Origin of the sequence: Bacteroides galacturonicus (assembly GCF_003096855.1) — a bacterium.
Classification (GTDB): domain Bacteria; phylum Bacillota; class Clostridia; order Lachnospirales; family Lachnospiraceae; genus Lachnospira; species Lachnospira rogosae.
Genome location: NZ_QEOA01000003.1, coordinates 93981 through 114978, shown reverse-complemented (window position 1 = coordinate 114978; position 20998 = coordinate 93981). Strand labels below are relative to the sequence as shown.

Genomic DNA, 20998 nt, shown 5'->3' with positions numbered 1-20998 from the left:
TTATAAGAATATACCTGTGTAAATCCATTGAACAACTTGGAATCCCGTCCTGACTTACTATTCCTCATCATCAGCTATCAGCTCCATTCCAAGCCCATTAACCCAGTTCTTAATTTCTTCATCACCAGCATTATCAGAAAGCTTACCACCAGTAAGCCATACCGTATTATCCATAAGCTCGTCCGCACTTGATACACCGTTAATAATATCCTGTGCCACATCATATATTACAACGATTGTCTTACCATCAAGATTAGCTTTGCCGGCAAATTCCTTTATATCATCCGATACTCTGTAATCATCAGATGTCGGATTAACAAATAAAGTATTGTACTGGCTGATATTAATATTGCTAACATCATCTGGCATATCAATAAGGTCAGCATCAACAATTTCAGCAAGCTCGCTCATAACTGTACTTTCCTTGTCCATATTAATCACAGCAATCTTTTTATCTGAACCTTCACCTGCATACTGAAATGTACAATTACTATCTGTGCAATAAGTCTTATATGCCACCTGACTTCCGCCAGCTTTCTGACTGTCATACACAACATTCTGTCCATTATATAATGCTGTCTTTGTACCAGCCAGCAAATTCTGTGGCTCATCTCTAAAAAGACTAACTGCCGCAATTACACTCACACAGGTTGTTATAATAAGTAACTTTTTTCCACCCAGTTTTTTTGACATTTCTTACTCTCCTTTTAACCTCAATAAATATTAATAATAATTCTGCTTTAACAGAACCTCTGCACCACGCCCAGCTTTCATACAGCTTAAGAATATGTATAGGAATATTATAGCGTTCTCCTGCCTCATTAATTGTCATATTCTTGCCATAACCTCTTAATTTAATTGTAATTATTACTATATCTGCTGCATTACATTTTGTATCCAATTGAATATTAATCCTTGAAGCTCACTCCAAGTCAATACAACATCTGTTACAATTCCATAATTTATTGTTCCTAATTATTTAAAATGTGTTATTATAAAACATATGTGACTATCAATTATAACTGTCCATATTATAAATATATAATTACACAGGAGATTACAATATGCCAGTATTTGATTTTAAGAATGCTTCAAAAGAATCATCTTTTGAATGTACCTATACAACATTTTCATCTGACAATAAGACAGCTTCACCAGAACACCCCATATTCGTTCTTGATAACAGTGAACATAACTGGGCTGCAGAAACTATCGGAATGTTTGCCAATCCATACAAAAAGACTGCATTTGAATTCCAGACAGATGACGGCAATATCTTAAGCAATATTATTAAGGTAGATGCAAGATTTACAAGCCTTATCAAATGGCTTGGTGAGAACCGCATTAAGGTTAAGCTTTCAGGTAAGAATGTAGAAGATGGTTATGCTGTATACAGAATAAGAGAGATTGCTTTTAACAACAGCCAGAAATTATCATCTGAAGACGGATTTTTACAGTATATGATAGAACGTCTTTTAGACAGTAGTATCGTGGCTCAGGATATTCCTGATGACGAATTAGACGAGTCAGGCGACAGTATGAAGCTTACAAGTATTACAAGCATTTCTGATTTCCTTAACTGTGCCGGAATAACTCTTCCTGATAACATAAGATTATGGGCTAGAAGAAATCTTGCAGTTGCTCGTTCAAGCGAGGTAACTCCTGAGGAGAAACGTCACGCACAGAGAGCTCTTTCAATAATGCTTAACATACAGTGGAAAAGCAACTATTTTGAATCAATCGATCCTGTTGAGGCAAGACGTATTCTTGATGAAGAACTCTTTGGTATGGAATCTGTTAAGCAGAGAATTATTGAAACTGTAATTCAGATTAACCGTACACATACACTTCCTTCATATGGAATTCTTCTTGTAGGTCCTGCTGGTACTGGTAAATCGCAGATTGCTTACCTTGTTGCAAAAATCCTTAAAATGCCTTGGACAACTCTTGATATGAGTTCTATCAATGATGCCGAACAGCTTACAGGAAGTTCAAGAATATACTCTAATGCCAAGCCTGGTATTATTATGGAAGCATTTAACAACGCTGGTGAATCTAATCTTGTATTCATAATCAACGAGCTTGATAAGGCAACTTCAAGCAACGGCAATGCGAACCCTGCCGATGTATTACTTACACTGCTTGATAACCTTGGATTTACAGATAATTATATGGAATGTCTTATTCCTACATCTGGTGTATATCCAATTGCAACTGCTAACTACAAGGAACAGATTAGTGCTCCATTGCTTTCAAGATTTGCAGTTATTGATATTCCAGATTACTCCAGAGAAGAAAAGAAGACTATATTTAAGCAGTTCTCTCTTCCTAAGGTATTAAAGAAGATTGGTCTTCACGAGAATGAATGTACTATACTTGATGAAGGACTTGATGTTGTACTTGATATATTCAAAGACACAACAGGTATCCGTGACCTTGAACAGGCTGCTGAACACCTTGCCGCACACGCACTCTATTTAATAGAAGTTGACCACGTTAAAGAGGTTGTATACAACGCAGATATGGTTAAGGAATTATTCTCTACACACCACTAATAAACTGCTGTTATGAAATGCGTGACATAGATATTAACTATGCCACGCATTTTATTATATCAACTATAAATTATAACCAGTAAATCCACTAGTTTATCACTTGTATTTTTTTACTTTTATTTTTTATCACTTATAACTTTTATTATTTTTATTTTTTATCATTTATACTTTGATACATTAGTTGAATCTACCTTTTCAAATGGTACCCATACATATAATCCGTCATCTGATATTCCTTCAATGCCACTCGTACTGCTTCCTGTTCCGAGTGCTATAGCTGCTTCTATAAGCCTCTTTCCCTGTCCGTCAGCAGACTGGTATACTGTAAATGACATTGTTCCTGCTTCTATTGCCTTACAGCCATCGCTTGTCGCATCAATACCAAGAATTAATATATTACTCTTTCCTGCTTTACGACACGCATCTACTATACCAAGTGCCATAGTATCATTGTTACATATAACAACATCACATTTCTGGTTAGTCTTTAAGAATATATTAAACATTTCCTCTGCTTTTGACTGCTCCCAGTCAGCGTGGTCTTCAAATACATAATTAATCTTCTTTCCAGAAGCGTTAAGTATCTCTTTAACAGCTTTAGTTCTTCCCTTAGTTGCTGAATGGCTTGATGGTCCTTTAATTATAGCAACATTAATCTCTGATGATGATTTTAACTTATCAAGCACATATTCTGCCTGAAACTGTCCTGCTGTGTACTCATCTGAGCCAACATACATATACTTGCCAGCTTTAAGTCTTGATTCATCTGGTGATACATTAAAGAATACAATAGGAATATCTCCTGCGAGAGCTTCAAGCTCTAATGAAGTATCCTTATCTACCATATTACAAAGAATTACATCATAATTCTCTGAAACGGCTTTCTTAATATGTTCAACCTGCTTTTCAATTGAATTATTGGCATCTAATATATCAAGCTGTGCATTATTCTCCTGTGCTGTTTCCTTTGCTTTATTAACTAACTGTGTTCTAAATGTATCAGCCTGTGCCAGTGTCATTAACATTTTTACACTGCTCTTACTGCCTGTTGAAGATGTATTAGTACCAGTGCCACAGCCGGCAACACCTAATACAAGCATTACCAGACATATTAATAAACATAACCTTTTCTTCATTCTATAACCTCTTTTCCAGATATTTTATCTTCTCTATATATGAAACTGCTGTACCTGATTAGAAAGTTGTTCTGCCGAAGCTGCTAATTCTTCTGCTGAGGTTTCCACCTGTCCACTATTTTTAGAAATATTATTAGCCTGTCCTAACATTGACTCAGATGTTGCCATAATCTCATCTGAGCTTGCAGCCTGTTCCTCACATATAGCAGCAACATTAGTAGCAACCTCATCAACACGTCCAATCTTCTCAACAACATTTGCCATAAGTTCATTGGTTGCCTTAATATTATTGAATATTGTATTAAATGTATCTACTGCTGTATGAATTAATACTGCACTGTCACCAATCTCTCCAACACTGTCCCCCGCCTGACTTACAGCATCTTCAACAAGCTTGTTAATCTCTGTGATAAGCTGTGTAATGTGTCCTACAGACTCTGTACTGTTCTTTGCAAGTGAACCTATCTCAGAAGCAACAACTGCAAAGCCTCTTCCTGCTTCTCCTGCTCTTGCTGCTTCAATAGATGCATTAAGTGATAAGAGGTTAGTTTCATCAGCTATATCACCTATAAGCTTAATAATATCGACTATTTCCTTAGAAGCCGAGCCAACTTTATTAACAGCTTCCTCAAGACTTCTTATTGATAACTCAATATTGTTAAGTGCTTCGCTGACGTGTTCCATATCCATTCGTCCTTTTTCGGACACTTCAACTGTCTCACGCATTTTAATATCAACTGAGTCGCCATCGTTCTTAGTTTCTGCGGCAACACCTGCAAGCTGTGTAACATTTTCTGCTATCTCATTAACTGACACTGATAACTGGTCAACTGTGTCGTTAAGTTCACGCATCGACTTAGACTGTATATCTGCCGCAGTATTCATCTCGCCTGATACATTCTTGCTTGAGACTGCCTGCTCCTTTAATCGTACTGATACATCTCCAATCTGGGCTATCATCTGGCGCATAGCCTGAATAAACTTCTGTATGCTCTGTCCCATAACCGCAATCTCATCATTGCCCTTAACATTAACTGATACAGTAAAATCACCAGAAGCCATCTGTGTGATAGCTTTAGTCATATTCTTTACTGGCTTAACTACCACATTAGTCATTCTTTCAACAAGAACACAAAGAACCATTATACATATAATTCCTACAATTATCATAATAGTTCTTAAACGTATAAGCTCTGCAAGTACAATATTCTTAGGAATATATGATACTAATACCCAGTCAGTGCCATCGACCTCTTTAAATACCGTCATGTTACCGTCAATAGTTGTAAAATCATAATCATTAGAATTAAATTGGGCTGCTACCTTCTGATAATATTCACTCTGTCCGGAAGCACCAAGCTTCTGTGATATTAATGAAGATTCTCTGTCAGCAAGTATAACTCCTGTATTCTTATCAACAAGAAATGCCTCTGCATTATCCATATCAATGAAAGAATTGACAATTATAGTAATTCGGTCAAGTGTCATATCTGCTGATATTACCCTTATATTATCAGTTCCGTCATTAAGAATACCTGAAGCACTAATTACATTAACCCCCTCAGCGTTCTTATATGCCGAACCAACAGCCATATTAACCCTTGTAAGGCCTTCCTTATACCATATGCTCTGTACAGGATTGCTCTCCTTCTTAGTTGACTTATCCGCCTTTATAAGATTACCATTAGAGTCAGATACATATAAACCATCTGGATAATTATCATTATAGTTATAATATCCATCAAGAATAGCCTTTAGCTGTGTATCATCTGGGTGAAGATTTTCTATTGTGGTCTTTGCCATCTGGAAAGAAGCAAGGTTCTCACTTAACCAGGCTTCTATCTTAGATGACTGGTTACTTACCGATGACTCCAGCAAATTCTGTGAATAATCTTCAATTATGCCCGCTGATGCCTGATAAGCAATAAGCACAAGTACTGCTACGATAGCAATAACGACTGGCATTATGCTTCCCAAAAGCCTGGCTTTGATTGATATTTTCCTTTGTTTCTTCATAGTTGAAAACCCCTTTCTTATGTATTCAATTGTATATAATTTTCACGCAAATACACTATATTTATTATATCACTTTACAATTATTTAACAATCTTTTTATTACAATTCACTATTGCCATTGCACATATAAACATTGGAAATGTTATCACTTCCAAAATGTTACCTGCACCCTGCACAGCATACACTAAAGCCGCCATTCCAAAGCCTGCAATTATATCTGGCACACCATGCTTTGCTGAATTGACCAATGTATGAATGAAAATAACTAATAAAATAATTACGCCGACACAACCCATCGTAACAAGCATTTGCAGCCATATGCTGTGTGCGTTATCAACTACATTTCCATATAAAATATCCCAGTGGCTGTCTGAATAATAGCTCAGATTCTTTCTAACCGTTCCCTCACCCAATCCGAATATTTTATATATAAATGGATAATTCTTATAGCCATTGATAAGATTACTCCATATGTAACCTCGTCCTGAACCCCAGTTATCTGTTATATAAAATGCTCCAATTTTATTAATATTATCACTAATCACACGGACTATGGCATATATTCCAAATCCACCTGCCATTACACAATATATTATCTGGACTATGCGGATTTTAATATTGTCAAGCAGCTTCTGCATTCTGTTATCACTAAGTACTATCAATACATATAGAAGCAATAACACTATAATTATGATATTAAATATATTATTAGTTGATATAAGCCCTGACATTATATTGCTGAGCTTCCTTACTCTATCCGGAATAATAAGCTTAATACACCCTGCAACACGTCCTGCAAGCAGAACTGCCGTAAGCGTCACTATGTATTTTTTTATTAAAGCCACCGATTTAATTGAATATGGAAACAGAATAACCAGCGGAATTACAACAGCCACAAGTGCCATATCACTGTCGCATATTATAATTCCAATTATTCCAGATATTACTGCAATATAATAGAATATTTCTTTAGCTGCTGTTTCTGCCTTGTAATATGCAGCAATTGCAATAGACAATGTAAGTCCTGTATACATTCCATATACATTAATATTTCCAAGCGTTGACATATACACTGTCTGCTCTTTTATAGTAAGATTACTGAACAAATGCAATATATCAATATTCATATAATTAAACACAGCAACAATATGTACCATAATCGAAGCCGCCAGAATTAATATTACATCTATCTCTTTAAACTCATAACACTCCGAAACTGTCCAATAAAGCAATGCCACTGCAATAAAAAATATCATACCTATATATCTTGAACCTGCACCATATAAGGCTATATTCTTATACGGAGATACAAGATAAGATATTATTGAACTGGCTATCAATAATACCGAATATATAATATGCTTCCTATTCTTTATATTGTAAATTATCTTTATATTGAAGTTTTTCTTTATATCTAAAGACTTCTTTGCCCCCGGATAATCACCAGATATAATTATTCTGAATACAACCTCATTAATAAGCATTGCAATCCAGCCCACAAGTGCAATAATAACAAAGAATACATATCTTGTCTTCGTAACATTATTAAGCTTATCTGTCATAACAAATGGGAATAACACCATCATAAGTATCACGGTAATCTTTCCTATATAATAACGCACATTTTCATATATATTCTGCTTATTCATCTTACTTCTTCCTTTATCCTGTCATCTTATTATATTTGATTATATTATTCATATCTTAATTATTTTATTTATATCTCGCACCACTATATTAAAAACATATTAACATTATATTAAAATACTAAAAAATAAATATACTTAATATTAACATACATTCAGATATTAGTCATAAATATTATCCATAATTATTTTTAATATTTTCTTTTCAAGGATAAATTGTTATGGTATCATAGAAAAAATTTAATAAAAAGGAGACTCAAATGAACGAAAAGACTCAAAATCAGGAAGCTGTTCGTGATGCCCGCCAGCTCGGTATTCCTAAAATGCTTATACTTGGTATACAGCATATGTTCGCAATGTTTGGGGCAACTATACTTGTTCCAATACTTGTAGCAGGATACTTCCAGAGTGCGTGCAATGAACCTTTAACAAGAGGTCTTACAGTTTCTGTAACTTTATTCTGTGCTGGTATTGGTACACTTATATTCCATGTATGTTCCAAATTTAAAGTACCTGCATTTTTAGGCTCATCATTTGCATTCTTAGGTGGCTTCTACACAGTTGCCAACTTAAATACAGGAATATATGCAGATATGAGTGCCAACGATAAAGCCGCTTATGCATGTGGTGGAATAGTTATCGCAGGTTTATTCTATCTTATTGTTGCCCTCATCTTTAAGATTGTTGGTGTCAACAGAGTTATGAGATTTCTTCCACCTGTTGTTACCGGTCCTATCATTATATGTATAGGTTTATCACTTGCTTCATCAGCTATTAACAATGCTTCTACTAACTGGCTTTTAGCCTTTGTTGCATTAGCTGTAATCGTTATATTTAATATATGGGGCAAAGGAATGTTTAAGATTATACCTATTCTTATGGGTGTAGTTATTTCCTATGTATTCGCATTAATACTTAATGCCTTTGGTGTTACTAACCCTGATGGTTCTGCAATACTTAACTTTGCTTCAGTATCATCTGCAAGCTGGGTTGGAATACCTAAGTTCCAGATATGTAAATTCGATATAACTGCTATACTTGTTATGGCTCCTATCGCAATTGCTACTATGATGGAACACGTTGGTGATATGTCAGCTATATCTGCAACTGTTGATGAGAACTTCATCGCAGAGCCAGGTCTTCACCGCACACTTATGGGTGATGGTCTTGCCACAGCATTTGCAGGTTTTCTTGGCGGTCCTGCTAACACAACTTATGGAGAAAATACTGGTGTACTTGAACTTTCAAAGGTTTATGACCCAGCAGTTATAAGAATTGCTGCTGTATTAGCTGTTATACTTTCATTCATCCCTAAGTTCTCAGCTATTATATCAACAATGCCAACTGCTATCATCGGCGGTGTATCATTTATGCTATATGGTATGATATCTGCTATCGGTGTAAGAAATGTTGTTGAAAACAGAGTTGACCTTACTAAGTCACGTAATCTTATAATCGCAGGTGTTATATTCGTATGTGGACTTGGATTTTCTGATGGTCTTACATTCACTATCGGAGAAACACATATCACACTTACAGCACTCGCTATCGCCGCTATTGCTGGTATTATCCTTAATGCAATTCTTCCTGGCAATGACTACAACTTTGGTGTTAATCCAGAAGGTGACCAGAGCCGTGGAGTATATGTAAGCAATACAGACAATAAATAAATATCTATATAATAATTGGCACAGGAAAGCAATGAACCATAAATATACATTTGCTTTTTCTGTGCCATTAATACTACAAGAATTAAAAACAGCCCGCCATAATGTATCTTAATCAGGTTAAGATACATTATGGCAAGCTGTTTTATATTGAATATTATTATTTAGTACCAAATATTCTATCGCCAGCATCTCCAAGACCTGGGCAGATATAAGCCTGCTCATTAAGCTGTCTGTCCAGATGTCCTACATATATCTGTACATCCGGATGTGCCTTGTGAAGCTTCTCTAAACCTTCTGGAGCAGCTATGATACACATAAATTTAATCTTCTTACCACCATGCTTTTTAATCTGGTCGATTGCATCAACAGCAGAACCACCTGTTGCAAGCATTGGATCTGTAACTACAATAAGCCTTTCCTCAATTGGATCTGGAAGCTTGCAGTAATATTCGTGTGGCTCGTGTGTTTCCTCATCTCTGTACATACCAATATGACCAACCTTAGCTGTTGGAACAAGTGCAAGTATACCAGATACCATACCAAGACCAGCTCTTAATATTGGTACAATAGCAAGCTTTCTTCCTGCTATCATTGGTGTCATACAAGTTTCAATTGGTGTCTCAACTTCAATATCTTCAAGTTCAAGGTCACCCATAGCCTCAAACCCTTCAAGCATTGCTATCTCTTCTACAAGCTTTCTGAATTCATTAGTTCCTGTCTTCTTATCGCGAAGTAATGAAATCTTGTGCTGAATAAGAGGGTGTTCAAACACTGTAATATTCTCTTCGTTTCTTAAATCCATATCATTCTCCTTGCCTGTGCGCCGTACGCATTTTGTTTCATTATTTTATATAATACCATATATGCAGTATCAGGGTCAAAAGGTATTTTCCACCTGCCATATTTTTCTTTATTTTTACAGCATATTGTGCTAAACTGTCTTATGTTTGTATTTAAACTATATTATAAATCTATGAGGAAAAAAGTTATGGCTAAAAATACATTTTCTGTAAAGAATGATATGCAGTACCTTTTCAAACCTAAGGTATCACTCTCAAAAATCGAACGTAAAAAGAAACGCCGTGCATGGGCTTTCGCTATTGGCTCTGTGCTGGTTCTTATACAGCTTGTCCTGACAGTGTTATTTTTACTAAAAATGTTTAAACTTGATATTCTTCCGTTTAAATATTTATTTATGATTAATATCATACTTATATTATTAGTACTGTATGATTTTACATCACAATTCACGAAATCACACATACTAGGAAAGCTTATATCGGTTATGCTGTCCTGCCTTATATTATTCACATATCTGTTTGCCGCCAAATTTGACTCCGTACTGGACAAACTTGGTGCTGCCAATGTTGAGATAGACATTGTTGATGTGTGCGTGCTTTCAAATGACAAGGCACAGAACTTAAATGATGCAGCTAATTACAAATTTGCCATTAATTCAACTGCAAGCAATGCCAATATCAATACCTCCATTGAAAGCATTAGTTCAGAAACCGGCAAGACAATCAAGCCAACTGAATATACTAACTGGTCTAATCTTGTTAATGCACTTTATGATAATAAAAATGTTCAGGCTATCGTTATCAATCACTCTATGATGAGTATTATATCTCAGGAATTTCCTGATTTTGAGGATAGCATAAAGATAATTAAGACTTACGAATACAAAGAAAAGGTTGAACTTGATGCCTCTAATGTAAATGTAAAACGTGATCCTTTCATTATATATGTTTCAGGTATATCAAGTGATGATGGCGAAGATACCAAGCTTGCAAGCAAGGCATTAAGTGATGTTAATATTCTTGCAGTTATCAATCCAGAAACCAAGCAGGTATTACTTGTTACTACACCTCGTGATTCCTATATTAAAATCAGTAATTCATCAGGTATAACCGGTTATGACAAGCTTGCACATGCAGGTTCTTATGGTGTCGATAAATCTATCGAAGCCCTTGAAAATCTGTACGGAATTAATATTGACTATTATGTAAAGATTAATTTTGCTGGTTCACAGGCAGTTATTGATGCCCTCGGTGGTATTACAATTGAATCAGAGATAGAATTTACCAATGGATGGGAAGCTGCTCCTGTTTCTTACCATTTTGTTCAGGGTGCTAATGAATGTGATGGAGAAAAGGCTATTGCTTTCGCAAGAGAACGTAAAGCCTTTGCAGCTGGTGATTTCCAGCGTGGACGTAATCAGACAGCCGTTATTAAAGGTATTATTCAAAAGGCCACATCACCTGCAATACTTACACGCTACTCAGCAGTTATGGATACAGTTAGTGATATGTTCTTAACAAATATACCTTCAAGTGCAATATCTGACCTTGTAAAGTTACAGTTAAGCAACAGCACACCTTGGAATATACAGACATACAGTATATCTGGTAAGACTGATGAATATCGTCATCTTGAGGTATCTAATGTATATGGTGCTTCTATCGTACTTCCATACGAAGAAGATATAAGCACAGCAACCAAGCTTATGAATAAGGTTATCGCTGGTGAAACCTTCGATGTTGACACATACCTTAATTCAGATAACTAATAAGCTTTATTAAATAATATTTAAAATAAACACATATAAATCCCCATTGAAAGCAAACATTTCAATGGGGATTTATATGTTAAATATTAATTTGTCATAGATAATTATATGTCACTACTATAAATATAAAATTATGTCCAGTTATATGTAGTTACATAATAATATCTATATCGCACTACCTGTATCTACTATCTGGTAGGCTTCAATCTTGAACTGGTCTTCTGCACCTATTCCAACAAATCTACAGCCATACATATACTCGTCATTCTCACAAGAATCTCTGTGTAGGATTTCAACTACAACGTAAAGCTTTTCGCCATTAGCAAGAGTTATAACCGTGTCATAAAAAGAATTAACTTTAAAATCATAGCCAGACTTAAATGCTATCCCACCTTTAGATATGTCTACAACGTGAACATCAGCTTTATTTTGAATACGATCTGCGGCATTTACCCCTAGCTGATTAAGTGATACCGTTACATCTATATCTGTTCTCCTTGCTTTTCTCATCTCAGCACCCATATTACATCCATCTCCCATTCAATATAATATAAAATTGTATAATACTTGTATATATTATCACATTATTCGACATATTTCTATTATTTATAATATTTTATTACATTTTTATTAATTTTGTATAAATTAATATTTTATTGTTGTGCTAATTTTACAAGGCGTTTATTCTCGTACATATGCTTATCCGCCCTGTCAAACAATGTTCTAAGCGTACATTCTGTATAATCATCAGAAAATGCCCAGCCATACGCATAACTTATCTTAATATTCTTTCCGTGGTCGTTAAAATCGTCAACCTCTTCCTTTAACTTTTCAAGCAAGCCAATAACATCTTCCTTAGGCATATCCCTGATAACTGCAACAAACTCATCTCCGCCATATCTTCCAACAAATTCCTTTGACGGTATGACATTTCTTAATATATTGGCAAAATTAACAATCAACTGGTCACCAACAGAATGTCCTAATGTGTCATTTGCAATCTTCAGATTATTAAGGTCAAACATTATACAAGCAACATTCCTGTCAAGAAATCTTAAATCGTGGAATACCTCTTCACATCTGCTCTTATTAGGAAGTCCTGTATGAGCATCCAGATATGCTTTCTGTTCAAGCACTTTATTCTTTCTTACAATTATAATTGCCTGTATCATCTGAATAATTATAAGTAAAAGCAGCCCTGCCATATCAATAACTGTAATTGTCTCTATAAAATGGATATTGTCGGCTATGCCCTCTGAATATCTTTCTGCCGCAGATACTGTCTGGTCTGCAAGCGAAAAATACATCTCACTCATATCAACAATATCTGAATTATCAACTCCGTTTTCCCTTACATTATTAATCTCATTCTTAAGCTTACCCCAGTAATCAATCTGTATATCAAGCTTCTTCTGGTAGTCTGTATCGCGTAAGCTTACAAGATTATACTCACCATCTTCATACTTCAAATCTGCAAGGACATCATCAAGATATTCTATTAGCTCATCATCGGAATTACCGATAACCTCAAGCTTAACTGCCCTCTGTGTTGCACCTCTCACAAGTCCTGCATAATTAATTACTCTTGCAGTTCCCTGAAGATTTTTAATCTCTACCATCATATTAGCAACCAATACAATAAGTATAATAATCAATGCACTCTGTATCATCATATTTACTGTTCTTATCTTACTGTTTTTCTTAAGCTCTTTATTAACCATTATACTACCTTCTTAATCTTTATTAGCTCTCAATTAAATATTATAAGTTCTAAACATAAACTGCATTATACAATATACCTTTATACAGGGCAATAGAAGTTTATGAAAAAAGTATGAATAATTAGGGACTAAAGTACTATATCTGTACCTTAGTCCCTGTAGTATTTACTATATATTTATATTTCAAATATAGAATAATATTACATTGCTATAATATAATCAATAATAACAGCATTAAACTGCATAACTATAAGCCCCAGTCTGCCCTGCTGTCTTCCTGCTTAGAAGACACCCCCTCTGCAAGTACCTTTAATTCAAAATGTGCATTTTCTGGAATATCACCTGCATATGTGACATTATTAATCAAACGTGAGGTCATATCCCCCGGTGCAACCGGCACACTATAATAATAATATCTCTCATTATCATCAGATGAAGAATTATCCATATAGAACCAGCTTCCGGTTAAATCTTCATTATCCTGAATATCTTTATTGACATCATCTTTACTCTTTAACTCATTGGCATAAGAATAACTGACCTTGCCCCTCATATCAACAGCGGCTATATTTCCTGCAATTCCCGCCTTAATATTTTCCTTGCTGTCATCGTATATAATCATAGGTACTAACCTTACTCTCACATAAGTATCAGTTGTAGGATACTCCTCTGAATTAATATTCTTTACAGCTATTTCTTTGGTTCTCGTAGTATTGTCGTCTTTGATTCTATCATAAACGTCATTAATATTATCCGTAAGCTGTTCACCCATATCTTCATATATTATTGTATTATCATCGGTGAATTGCTCAACTACACCTATATTAACCACCGCACCTGCGAACTGGTTAGCCACTGTCACTGTCCTTGCATTAAGCAGTGCATAAGCAGTCCCGGCAGCAGCACTCATAAGTAATACAGTTATTCCAGCCACCAGTGCAGTCTTTTTTAACTTTCCCATATACTTCTGACTTCCTTCCAGTTATTTTTTCTAATTATTACCTCTTATGAACTTTATAAATTTTATAACCTGTAAACCATTCATAATATACAGTATAACTATTGAGAAGCTTAATACCTATAAGGCTCTCTCTATCTTAAAATGTATCCAAGATATGGCACGTTTAGCACCACTTTCCCCACAACCTTATCATAAGCTACACTTCCGCCATCTTCTATCTCATTCGCATCTCCTTTGGTTCGAAAGCTCTCAGTGTCATCATCTTTATCAACAACCCTGTGTGTGACGACTGTATTATCATTAATATAAAATGTAATAACATCACCAACCTCAATATCATCAATTAATGATTTTTCCACATATACAACACTTCCAACGTGATATTCAGGCTCCATGCTTCCCGACAGCACCTTATAAGTCTTAAGTCCCATAAGCCTTGGAATATATAGAACTGCCGCCATAACCAACACAATCACCAACAGAATATCCGTGACAATTTTTATAAACTTTTTCATATTCCCCTCTCGTGCATTATCTTATAAACTTATTAACTGCTGATGCTGCATCTCTTAACCAGTTATAATTCTTCTTAATAACATTGCTAAAATCTGCCTGTGCCTTATCTCCATCAGCAGTATTTCCATAATGCAGTTTATCAAGCCCGAAGAATTCCGGTTTTGTGCCATCTATTCTCTTTCCTATAAATATATCCTCACATTCCTTATAGGAGTCATTGCCAGAATAGTTATCACTCTTTTTAATTAAGGTATATTCCGGTGTCCAGCTTTCTTCCTCTATAACACTATAAAAGCCTTTCTTTAAACCAGTCACTGTACTTGTCGCTGACAATACATCACCATTGGCATCAAATGAAGCTGTGGCATAGAATACCGCCTCTAATGCACCCTTGTTCTCTGTATTATCTTCATTCACAACACCATACTGCTCTATTCTGAATATAAATGTCTGGTTAGCTCTTATAACTTTGTTATCAATATACTGCTCATCAATATATTTAGTTATATCAAGCTGCCCCTTAACAACCTTTATTCTATAGCACGCACAATCACTGCCATAATGATCACCTGGCTCGTCATTGTTGTATATTATGCTGCTTGCTATATGTCCATCTGTATTAATAGTACACTCATCGCTATTACTTACAGGTGTTACATTATAAAATCCTTTCACATAATATACGCTGTCACTTCCTGTGCTGGCATTACTATTAATTCTGTTAATAACATCTGCCTTAGTTATAACACTTCCTAATGTTCCATTATTATCCTCATACCACTCCGTATAATAATCCTGCTCTGTTAATGCATTTCCGTCTTCACGGATATTGCCGTTAAGTTTGAACATTTCGGACATTTCATAATCTGCTGAGGTAATATTTTCTCCGTAAAATATTACATTTTCCCTGCACTTAAGAGTTCCGTTGACTTTTACATTAACCGTCGGTGTATCGAATTCCTTAATACCTCCATTGATAATTACACCAGAAGCCGAAGCATTAGTCGTGACATTATTACCACCTATATAATTGTCCTTTGCCTTTACGAATATGCTTTTCTCCCAGGTATACAGCTTACTATCAGAATACTGTACTGACTGGTTATCCCATTCTACATACAGAAGATTTCTTTCCTTATCATACTTTATATTACCGCCATTCACACTGTATGGCTGGTCAGCCGCTTTATCAGCCGTAACTATCTCGTTATTATCAGCTATAATGTCAAATCTCGAATCAATGTAATCTCTTATTATTACATTATTAATCACATCACCTTCTGCATAGCTTCCATTATTATTGCTGATACCTGTCATAAGATTAATCTTATATGTGCGGTTATCCCAATCCTCTACCCTTACCTGCTTATCAACGATAAAATCCTCTATGCTTACATTTCTTGTATTGACAATACTGCTGTTAAATACATTTTCAACCGCATAACTCTTCTTGCCGTCTATATACTGTACTTTAGTTCTTGTAACAGCAATTACATTTCCACTGTTGTCAGTGAGCGTGGCTATAGCTGTTGAACTGTCATTCTCATCAAGTACAACCTCGACATTGTATTCCTCACCTGAACCTGTGTAGCCGTCTGGTGCTGTTATTTCTTTTAAAATGTATTTTCCAACTGGAAGATTATCAAAGCTTACTATACCATTCTTATCAGATACACTTGTTTTAGTTAAAGCATTTTCCTTATTATCTTTACTTGTAATTCCAAACACTGCATTAGCAAGCCCATTACCCCTATCATCAATCTTTTTAAAATTAAGATTGCCACTATCCGCAATATCAATTCTTGCTGAATTAGGAACAATAAACTTCATATTACAGTTAGAGGCATTACCACCTCTCTCCATATAAAGAACTGTTATTGTGTGGTTAGTTGACATATTTACTTTATCCCTGCTTGCAACAGTCTGTAATTCCCTCGCTATAGGCCCTGTCTGCCAGAGGTCTACATCACCACCACATTCAGGATGTATTCCACCAAGATCAAGAACAAGCTCACCATCGACAAATACCCACAAATCATCATCACCTGTGAACTTATATAAAAGGTCGCCTGTATAACCATTAAGCGAGAATGAAATATCATATCTCATTCCGAAATAATAGTTAGTACCCTTCTGTCCATTAGCTGCATTATAACCGCAGTCTAACACATTGGAGTCCGCATTATTTAATGGGAAGAAATTATCTCCCGCCAATGTCACATCGCCTGATGGCGAAGTTACGCTTTTTAATGTGTAAGTGCTGCTGTCATTACCATTATCCTGTTTATCAAATGTCAATTTATAATTGTTATATATTGTCTTTCCTGTCTTCTTAGCATCAGAAAATAATCCCGGCTCATCAACATTGAACAATACATTTTTATAATTTTCCTTATCAAGCCCATAAATAATTCCCTGCGAAGCATTCATATAATCTTTTTTTACTCCGCTGAATGAGCCTGTTGTCTTAATTCCACCATTGTAATATATACAGGTGTTGACATTAAGTCCATTAACATAACAATTGTGCTGGTTAGCCCTGAAGTTCTGGTCTATGGTTCCAACAGTAAGCTTTGGCTTTCCATTGTCAGCGTAATTAGATGAAGTATTAATACTTCTCTTTGGATATTCCTTATAACCCCAGCCATACACATTTCCTTTATATGGTGCAACTACATAATCATAAAATGTGCAATATCCCTCAAGCACGTTATCTGATGCCGCCAATTTACTAACACCTGGTGTATCCGCATTTCCCGTAGTATCTGTACTACCTGCCTTATCTATATTTCCTGTAGTGTCTGTACCTTCTGATGTATCTGCACTTCCTGCCTTATCATTAGAATACACCTGTATTGCATTAACATTTTTTATATTACTGCTGCCTGCTCCAAATGCTGTATACATCATTGCTGTTATAGCTGTCACACACAATAACACACACATCACAATAGAAACAATAACCTTCCTGTGCTTCCAGTTAATTCCCATGTCAGCTCCTTTCACCTTTCCATTACTACTGTATTCTTTCTATTGCGTACTCTATACTCTCATCAAGCTTTTTTACTCTAAGATTTCCTTTAATCCTTCTGACAACAACTAACGCATTGTTATAATCACACTGCGTAAGCATAATCACATACTGCCATTTATTGTACTGTGAAATCAGATCTCCTTCCCTTAATGAAGCCAGCAATGTATTCTTTATATGTGCGCTGTTCCTGCCATTTACAGTGACAAGCACAATTGTAAAAAAACAATTACTTCTCTGTCTTCTTCTAAGTTCCAATTCAAAGCTTTTCTTAAAACTATTATAATCGCAGAATAAAGCCCCCTTTAAAGCTGTCCTGCCTGCATAAAGCTCTCTTCTTACAGTCCTTATATCCGATCTGGCTGAATGTGTCATTATAAGAAGCTGGTTATATAGTTCCATTAACTTTCTTCCAGGGCTTACATTAAGCTGTTCTTTTAACAAATCCTTCACCTTCTCATAATGCCCTGCCGCTTCTGCTATTTTATTCTTAGCAATCAGTGACTTAATATAATAGAATTGTATATCTTCATCTAATCCATCTATCATTATGGCTCTATGTCCGATTTGTTCAATCCTGTCATAATCACCCTCACCATATAAATCCTGCAATACATTTTTAACAACCTCTAGATACCTTGAATGATAATACACGCTGAATGTGACAACCCAGTATTCATATGAATATTTATTAAAGAATTTCTTTTTATAAATGTCTATTGCATAAGCACTGTATGATATACGCTCTTTAATATCCGGCTCACATTCTGCCCTGTTGCACAGCTTCTCGAACTGCTCAGTATCTATAACTGTATTAACATTATCATTCCAGCAGTAGCTTCCCATTAATGTCTTTATAGGGTTGATTCCAAGCTGGCTTTTTAATACGCTTCTTGCCCTGTATACAAGATTTTTAAGTGCATTGGCAGGGTCGTCACATTCACCCTCTGTCCAAAGGACATCAGATAACTCCCCGACACTCACAACATTTTCCTTATGACATATAAGATATGCCAGAAGTCTTGTCACCTTATCAGAATTGATACTCTTTTGTGAAAGCTCTTTATCTTTATAAGTGATTTTAAAATCATCTAAAAACGTAACTTTCAACTCCTGCGTATCAGTTTCTGATTTATACATTATTACTGCCTGTTCCTCTGCCTCATTACAACAACACCAGCTATTCCTGCTATGCCTGCAAGTGCCACAATTATATATAATAATATATTATTACTATCACCTGTCTTTACCGCTGTAATCACATTATTGCTTACTGTATCCTGCAAATCTGGCTGTTCTGCATTAACCGTAATCTCCAACTGTCCCTGCTTATTCATATAAGAATTGTCCATAGAACGACCATCTATATACAATACAAGCTTTATATCACAGCTCTCACCCTTACTTAATTGTGCAATCCTGACATCTTCATCAAAAAACGACTTGTCAGACTGTGTCTTACTGCTGTTACCTATAAGTTCATTATAAAAAGGCTCTGTATCTGCATTTTTATAAAGCTTAATTCCATATACTGCCGTCTGATCTCCAGTTCCTTTATCTGCAAGGTTATCAAGAACTTTTCCATTAATATAGAATTCCATATTCTCTGCTGAACTGTTGGATATCTTAATAACTGAACTTCTCTCCTCTCCTGGAAGCATATCCCTGTACTCAAGATTTTTATCAATCACTACGAATTTCTTAGCTGTTTCATCAAGTGTTATAACCGTATCATCTGCCAAGACTTTAACATATGGCACTGCAATAACAACTACGGCAGATACTACCGCCACTAATTTCTTTAAAAGCATATCTCCTCCTACCTGTCAGATACAGCTTTAAGGCTGCCATCATCACCTAATTCAGCTTCAACTCCCCATTCTGTCAGCATAGCATCACCGGCCGCAACTGTCTGGACTGCTTCTGCATCCCAATTAATATTAATAGTCTTTCCGCTGTATTTATTAGTGTTCTCAGATTTCGAATCAAAGAGTATTATTGAATCCATAAGCTCTGGTGTTCTCTCACCTGGATTTAATACCTTATTATAATATACATATACATTTTCACTATCTGTATGATTATCGGGTACTATCCAATCATCTTTATTAATCATATTGATATTAACCCAGTTATCCTTGCTAATCTTTACACGGACATATTGTGCCTTCTCTCCACTATTAAGCACAGATACTCTCTGTTCAATAGTGTCATCTATTGTGTTAATTCCGTTAGTCTGCATATTGCCCTTATCATCAATTCCCGCACCACTTACACACAAGCTTAAGTCTAACGAAGATGTCGTAACTGTCTTATCAACGTATGCTGACACACGATTTTTTGCCATTGTCTTTCCCGTGTATAAACCAGCAATAACAAGTATTGCCGTACCAACTAATATGAATCTTTTCATATACTTCCTCTCATTTCATTTAATTAAGGGGCAAATTATTAATCTGCCCCTGACATCATTACATTTATTATTATATTGGGCTGGTGTAATATATATGACAACTTTTGCTGCATATTAATAACGCTTGAATTACTTTAAGCTTTTTTCAATAGCCACATTGCCCCATCCTGTAATATTACCAGCTTCATCAGTTACAGGTGTAAAATTATCAGACTGGATAAATTCTGCCTTAACGTTAATATTAAATGTTATTCCTGCAATCTCATTGCCCCATTCTGTTGGAATAGTAACTTTAGAGAATACTTTTGATGAATTGATTGCTCCTGTTTTATTAGAAAGTATCTCATTATAGTAATAATAACCATCCTCTGACTTAGTCCAGCCAGCACTAATATCAAGATTATTCTCAATAGCTAATGCCTGCTCCTTAGTAAGTCCCTCATAATTAATGCTCACTCTTACATAAGCATCTTCTGACTCTTTATCAAGTGTCACTGTCGGATCTTTATCAAGCACATCACCCGGCTTTACATTCGTATAATCTTTACCTGTCGTATTATCATCTCGCATATGCTCATCTGTTTCTGTCAAAGTTCCTGTAACGTGTCCTATAGTTATTACATTTGCTCTTGTATCCTTATCTGTAAAATATGCAAGTGTTCCGTAAGTCACCCCTGTAATGCAAAGTATCAAAGCTGCTACACCGGCAGTTAATTTCTTCTTATTAACCATATAACCTCTTTCCTGAATAAATAAATATTATA

18 protein-coding genes are annotated in these 20998 nt (G+C 35.4%); 3 read left to right on the top strand and 15 right to left on the bottom strand.

Annotated elements, in window-relative coordinates:
- Positions 1 to 57 precede the first annotated feature (57 nt).
- A complete protein-coding gene (locus C7390_RS03380) occupies positions 58 to 693 on the bottom strand; it encodes a hypothetical protein (protein ID WP_022502992.1) in 636 nt (211 codons plus the stop codon).
- On the bottom strand, positions 623 to 901 hold the full coding sequence (locus tag C7390_RS13565; RefSeq protein ID WP_055175700.1) for a hypothetical protein: 279 nt from the start codon (positions 899 to 901) through the stop codon (positions 623 to 625). The genes C7390_RS03380 and C7390_RS13565 overlap by 71 nt, the downstream gene beginning before the upstream one ends.
- Before the next feature lie 163 nt (positions 902 to 1064).
- Here C7390_RS13565 and C7390_RS03370 point away from each other — a divergent pair, with 163 nt between their 5' ends.
- The gene (locus C7390_RS03370) at positions 1065 to 2555 is read left to right on the top strand and encodes an AAA family ATPase (RefSeq protein WP_055175703.1); all 1491 of its coding nucleotides are present in this window, start codon (positions 1065 to 1067) and stop codon (positions 2553 to 2555) included.
- Positions 2556 to 2713: 158 nt separating this feature from the next.
- Here the strand turns inward: C7390_RS03370 and C7390_RS03365 are convergent, their stop codons facing one another.
- The 3 genes from C7390_RS03365 to C7390_RS03355 all read right to left on the bottom strand — a co-directional run bounded on the left by C7390_RS03365 (position 2714) and on the right by C7390_RS03355 (position 7356).
- Complete coding sequence (locus tag C7390_RS03365; protein ID WP_090139587.1) at positions 2714 to 3691, bottom strand: sugar ABC transporter substrate-binding protein; 978 nt, start codon at positions 3689 to 3691, stop codon at positions 2714 to 2716.
- A gap of 33 nt (positions 3692 to 3724) precedes the next feature.
- Entirely contained in the window at positions 3725 to 5707 is a 1983-nt protein-coding gene (locus tag C7390_RS03360) for a methyl-accepting chemotaxis protein (protein WP_090139588.1), read from the bottom strand.
- 80 nt (positions 5708 to 5787) lie between these two features.
- Positions 5788 to 7356 carry an O-antigen ligase family protein gene (locus C7390_RS03355; protein WP_116443612.1) on the bottom strand — a complete coding sequence of 523 codons (1569 nt, stop codon included), beginning with the start codon at positions 7354 to 7356 and terminating at the stop codon, positions 5788 to 5790.
- Between the two features lie 257 nt (positions 7357 to 7613).
- Between C7390_RS03355 and C7390_RS03350 the strand changes: the two genes are divergently transcribed.
- Entirely contained in the window at positions 7614 to 9023 is a 1410-nt protein-coding gene (locus tag C7390_RS03350) for a uracil-xanthine permease family protein (RefSeq protein WP_116443611.1), read from the top strand.
- 157 nt (positions 9024 to 9180) lie between these two features.
- Here C7390_RS03350 and upp read toward each other — a convergent pair whose 3' ends face one another.
- On the bottom strand, positions 9181 to 9825 hold the full coding sequence (upp, locus tag C7390_RS03345; RefSeq protein WP_022502998.1) for a uracil phosphoribosyltransferase: 645 nt from the start codon (positions 9823 to 9825) through the stop codon (positions 9181 to 9183).
- Positions 9826 to 10011: 186 nt separating this feature from the next.
- On the opposite strand from upp, the gene C7390_RS03340 reads away from it, so the two are divergent.
- On the top strand, positions 10012 to 11592 hold the full coding sequence (locus tag C7390_RS03340) for an LCP family protein (RefSeq protein ID WP_318295546.1): 1581 nt from the start codon (positions 10012 to 10014) through the stop codon (positions 11590 to 11592).
- Between the two features lie 165 nt (positions 11593 to 11757).
- Here C7390_RS03340 and C7390_RS03335 read toward each other — a convergent pair whose 3' ends face one another.
- The 9 genes from C7390_RS03335 to C7390_RS03295 all read right to left on the bottom strand — a co-directional run bounded on the left by C7390_RS03335 (position 11758) and on the right by C7390_RS03295 (position 20966).
- Entirely contained in the window at positions 11758 to 12114 is a 357-nt protein-coding gene (locus C7390_RS03335) for a PilZ domain-containing protein (protein WP_022503000.1), read from the bottom strand.
- A 131-nt stretch (positions 12115 to 12245) separates the two neighbouring features.
- Positions 12246 to 13313: a GGDEF domain-containing protein gene (locus C7390_RS03330; RefSeq protein ID WP_116443609.1), complete on the bottom strand. Its 1068-nt coding sequence runs from the start codon at positions 13311 to 13313 to the stop codon at positions 12246 to 12248.
- A gap of 247 nt (positions 13314 to 13560) precedes the next feature.
- On the bottom strand, positions 13561 to 14274 hold the full coding sequence (locus C7390_RS03325) for a hypothetical protein (RefSeq protein ID WP_055175724.1): 714 nt from the start codon (positions 14272 to 14274) through the stop codon (positions 13561 to 13563).
- Positions 14275 to 14405: 131 nt separating this feature from the next.
- Positions 14406 to 14789, bottom strand: coding sequence for a signal peptidase I (locus C7390_RS03320; protein WP_055175728.1), 384 nt, complete (start codon positions 14787 to 14789; stop codon positions 14406 to 14408).
- Between the two features lie 16 nt (positions 14790 to 14805).
- The gene (locus tag C7390_RS03315) at positions 14806 to 17781 is read right to left on the bottom strand and encodes a SpaA isopeptide-forming pilin-related protein (protein WP_116443608.1); all 2976 of its coding nucleotides are present in this window, start codon (positions 17779 to 17781) and stop codon (positions 14806 to 14808) included.
- Between the two features lie 25 nt (positions 17782 to 17806).
- Entirely contained in the window at positions 17807 to 18961 is a 1155-nt protein-coding gene (locus C7390_RS03310) for an AfsR/SARP family transcriptional regulator (RefSeq protein WP_055175735.1), read from the bottom strand.
- Between the two features lie 2 nt (positions 18962 to 18963).
- On the bottom strand, positions 18964 to 19632 hold the full coding sequence (locus C7390_RS03305; RefSeq protein ID WP_055306381.1) for an LPXTG cell wall anchor domain-containing protein: 669 nt from the start codon (positions 19630 to 19632) through the stop codon (positions 18964 to 18966).
- Between the two features lie 8 nt (positions 19633 to 19640).
- The gene (locus C7390_RS03300; RefSeq protein ID WP_055306380.1) at positions 19641 to 20234 is read right to left on the bottom strand and encodes a hypothetical protein; all 594 of its coding nucleotides are present in this window, start codon (positions 20232 to 20234) and stop codon (positions 19641 to 19643) included.
- Between the two features lie 129 nt (positions 20235 to 20363).
- A complete protein-coding gene (locus C7390_RS03295) occupies positions 20364 to 20966 on the bottom strand; it encodes a TasA family protein (protein ID WP_022503008.1) in 603 nt (200 codons plus the stop codon).
- Between the last annotated feature and the right edge of the window lie 32 nt (positions 20967 to 20998).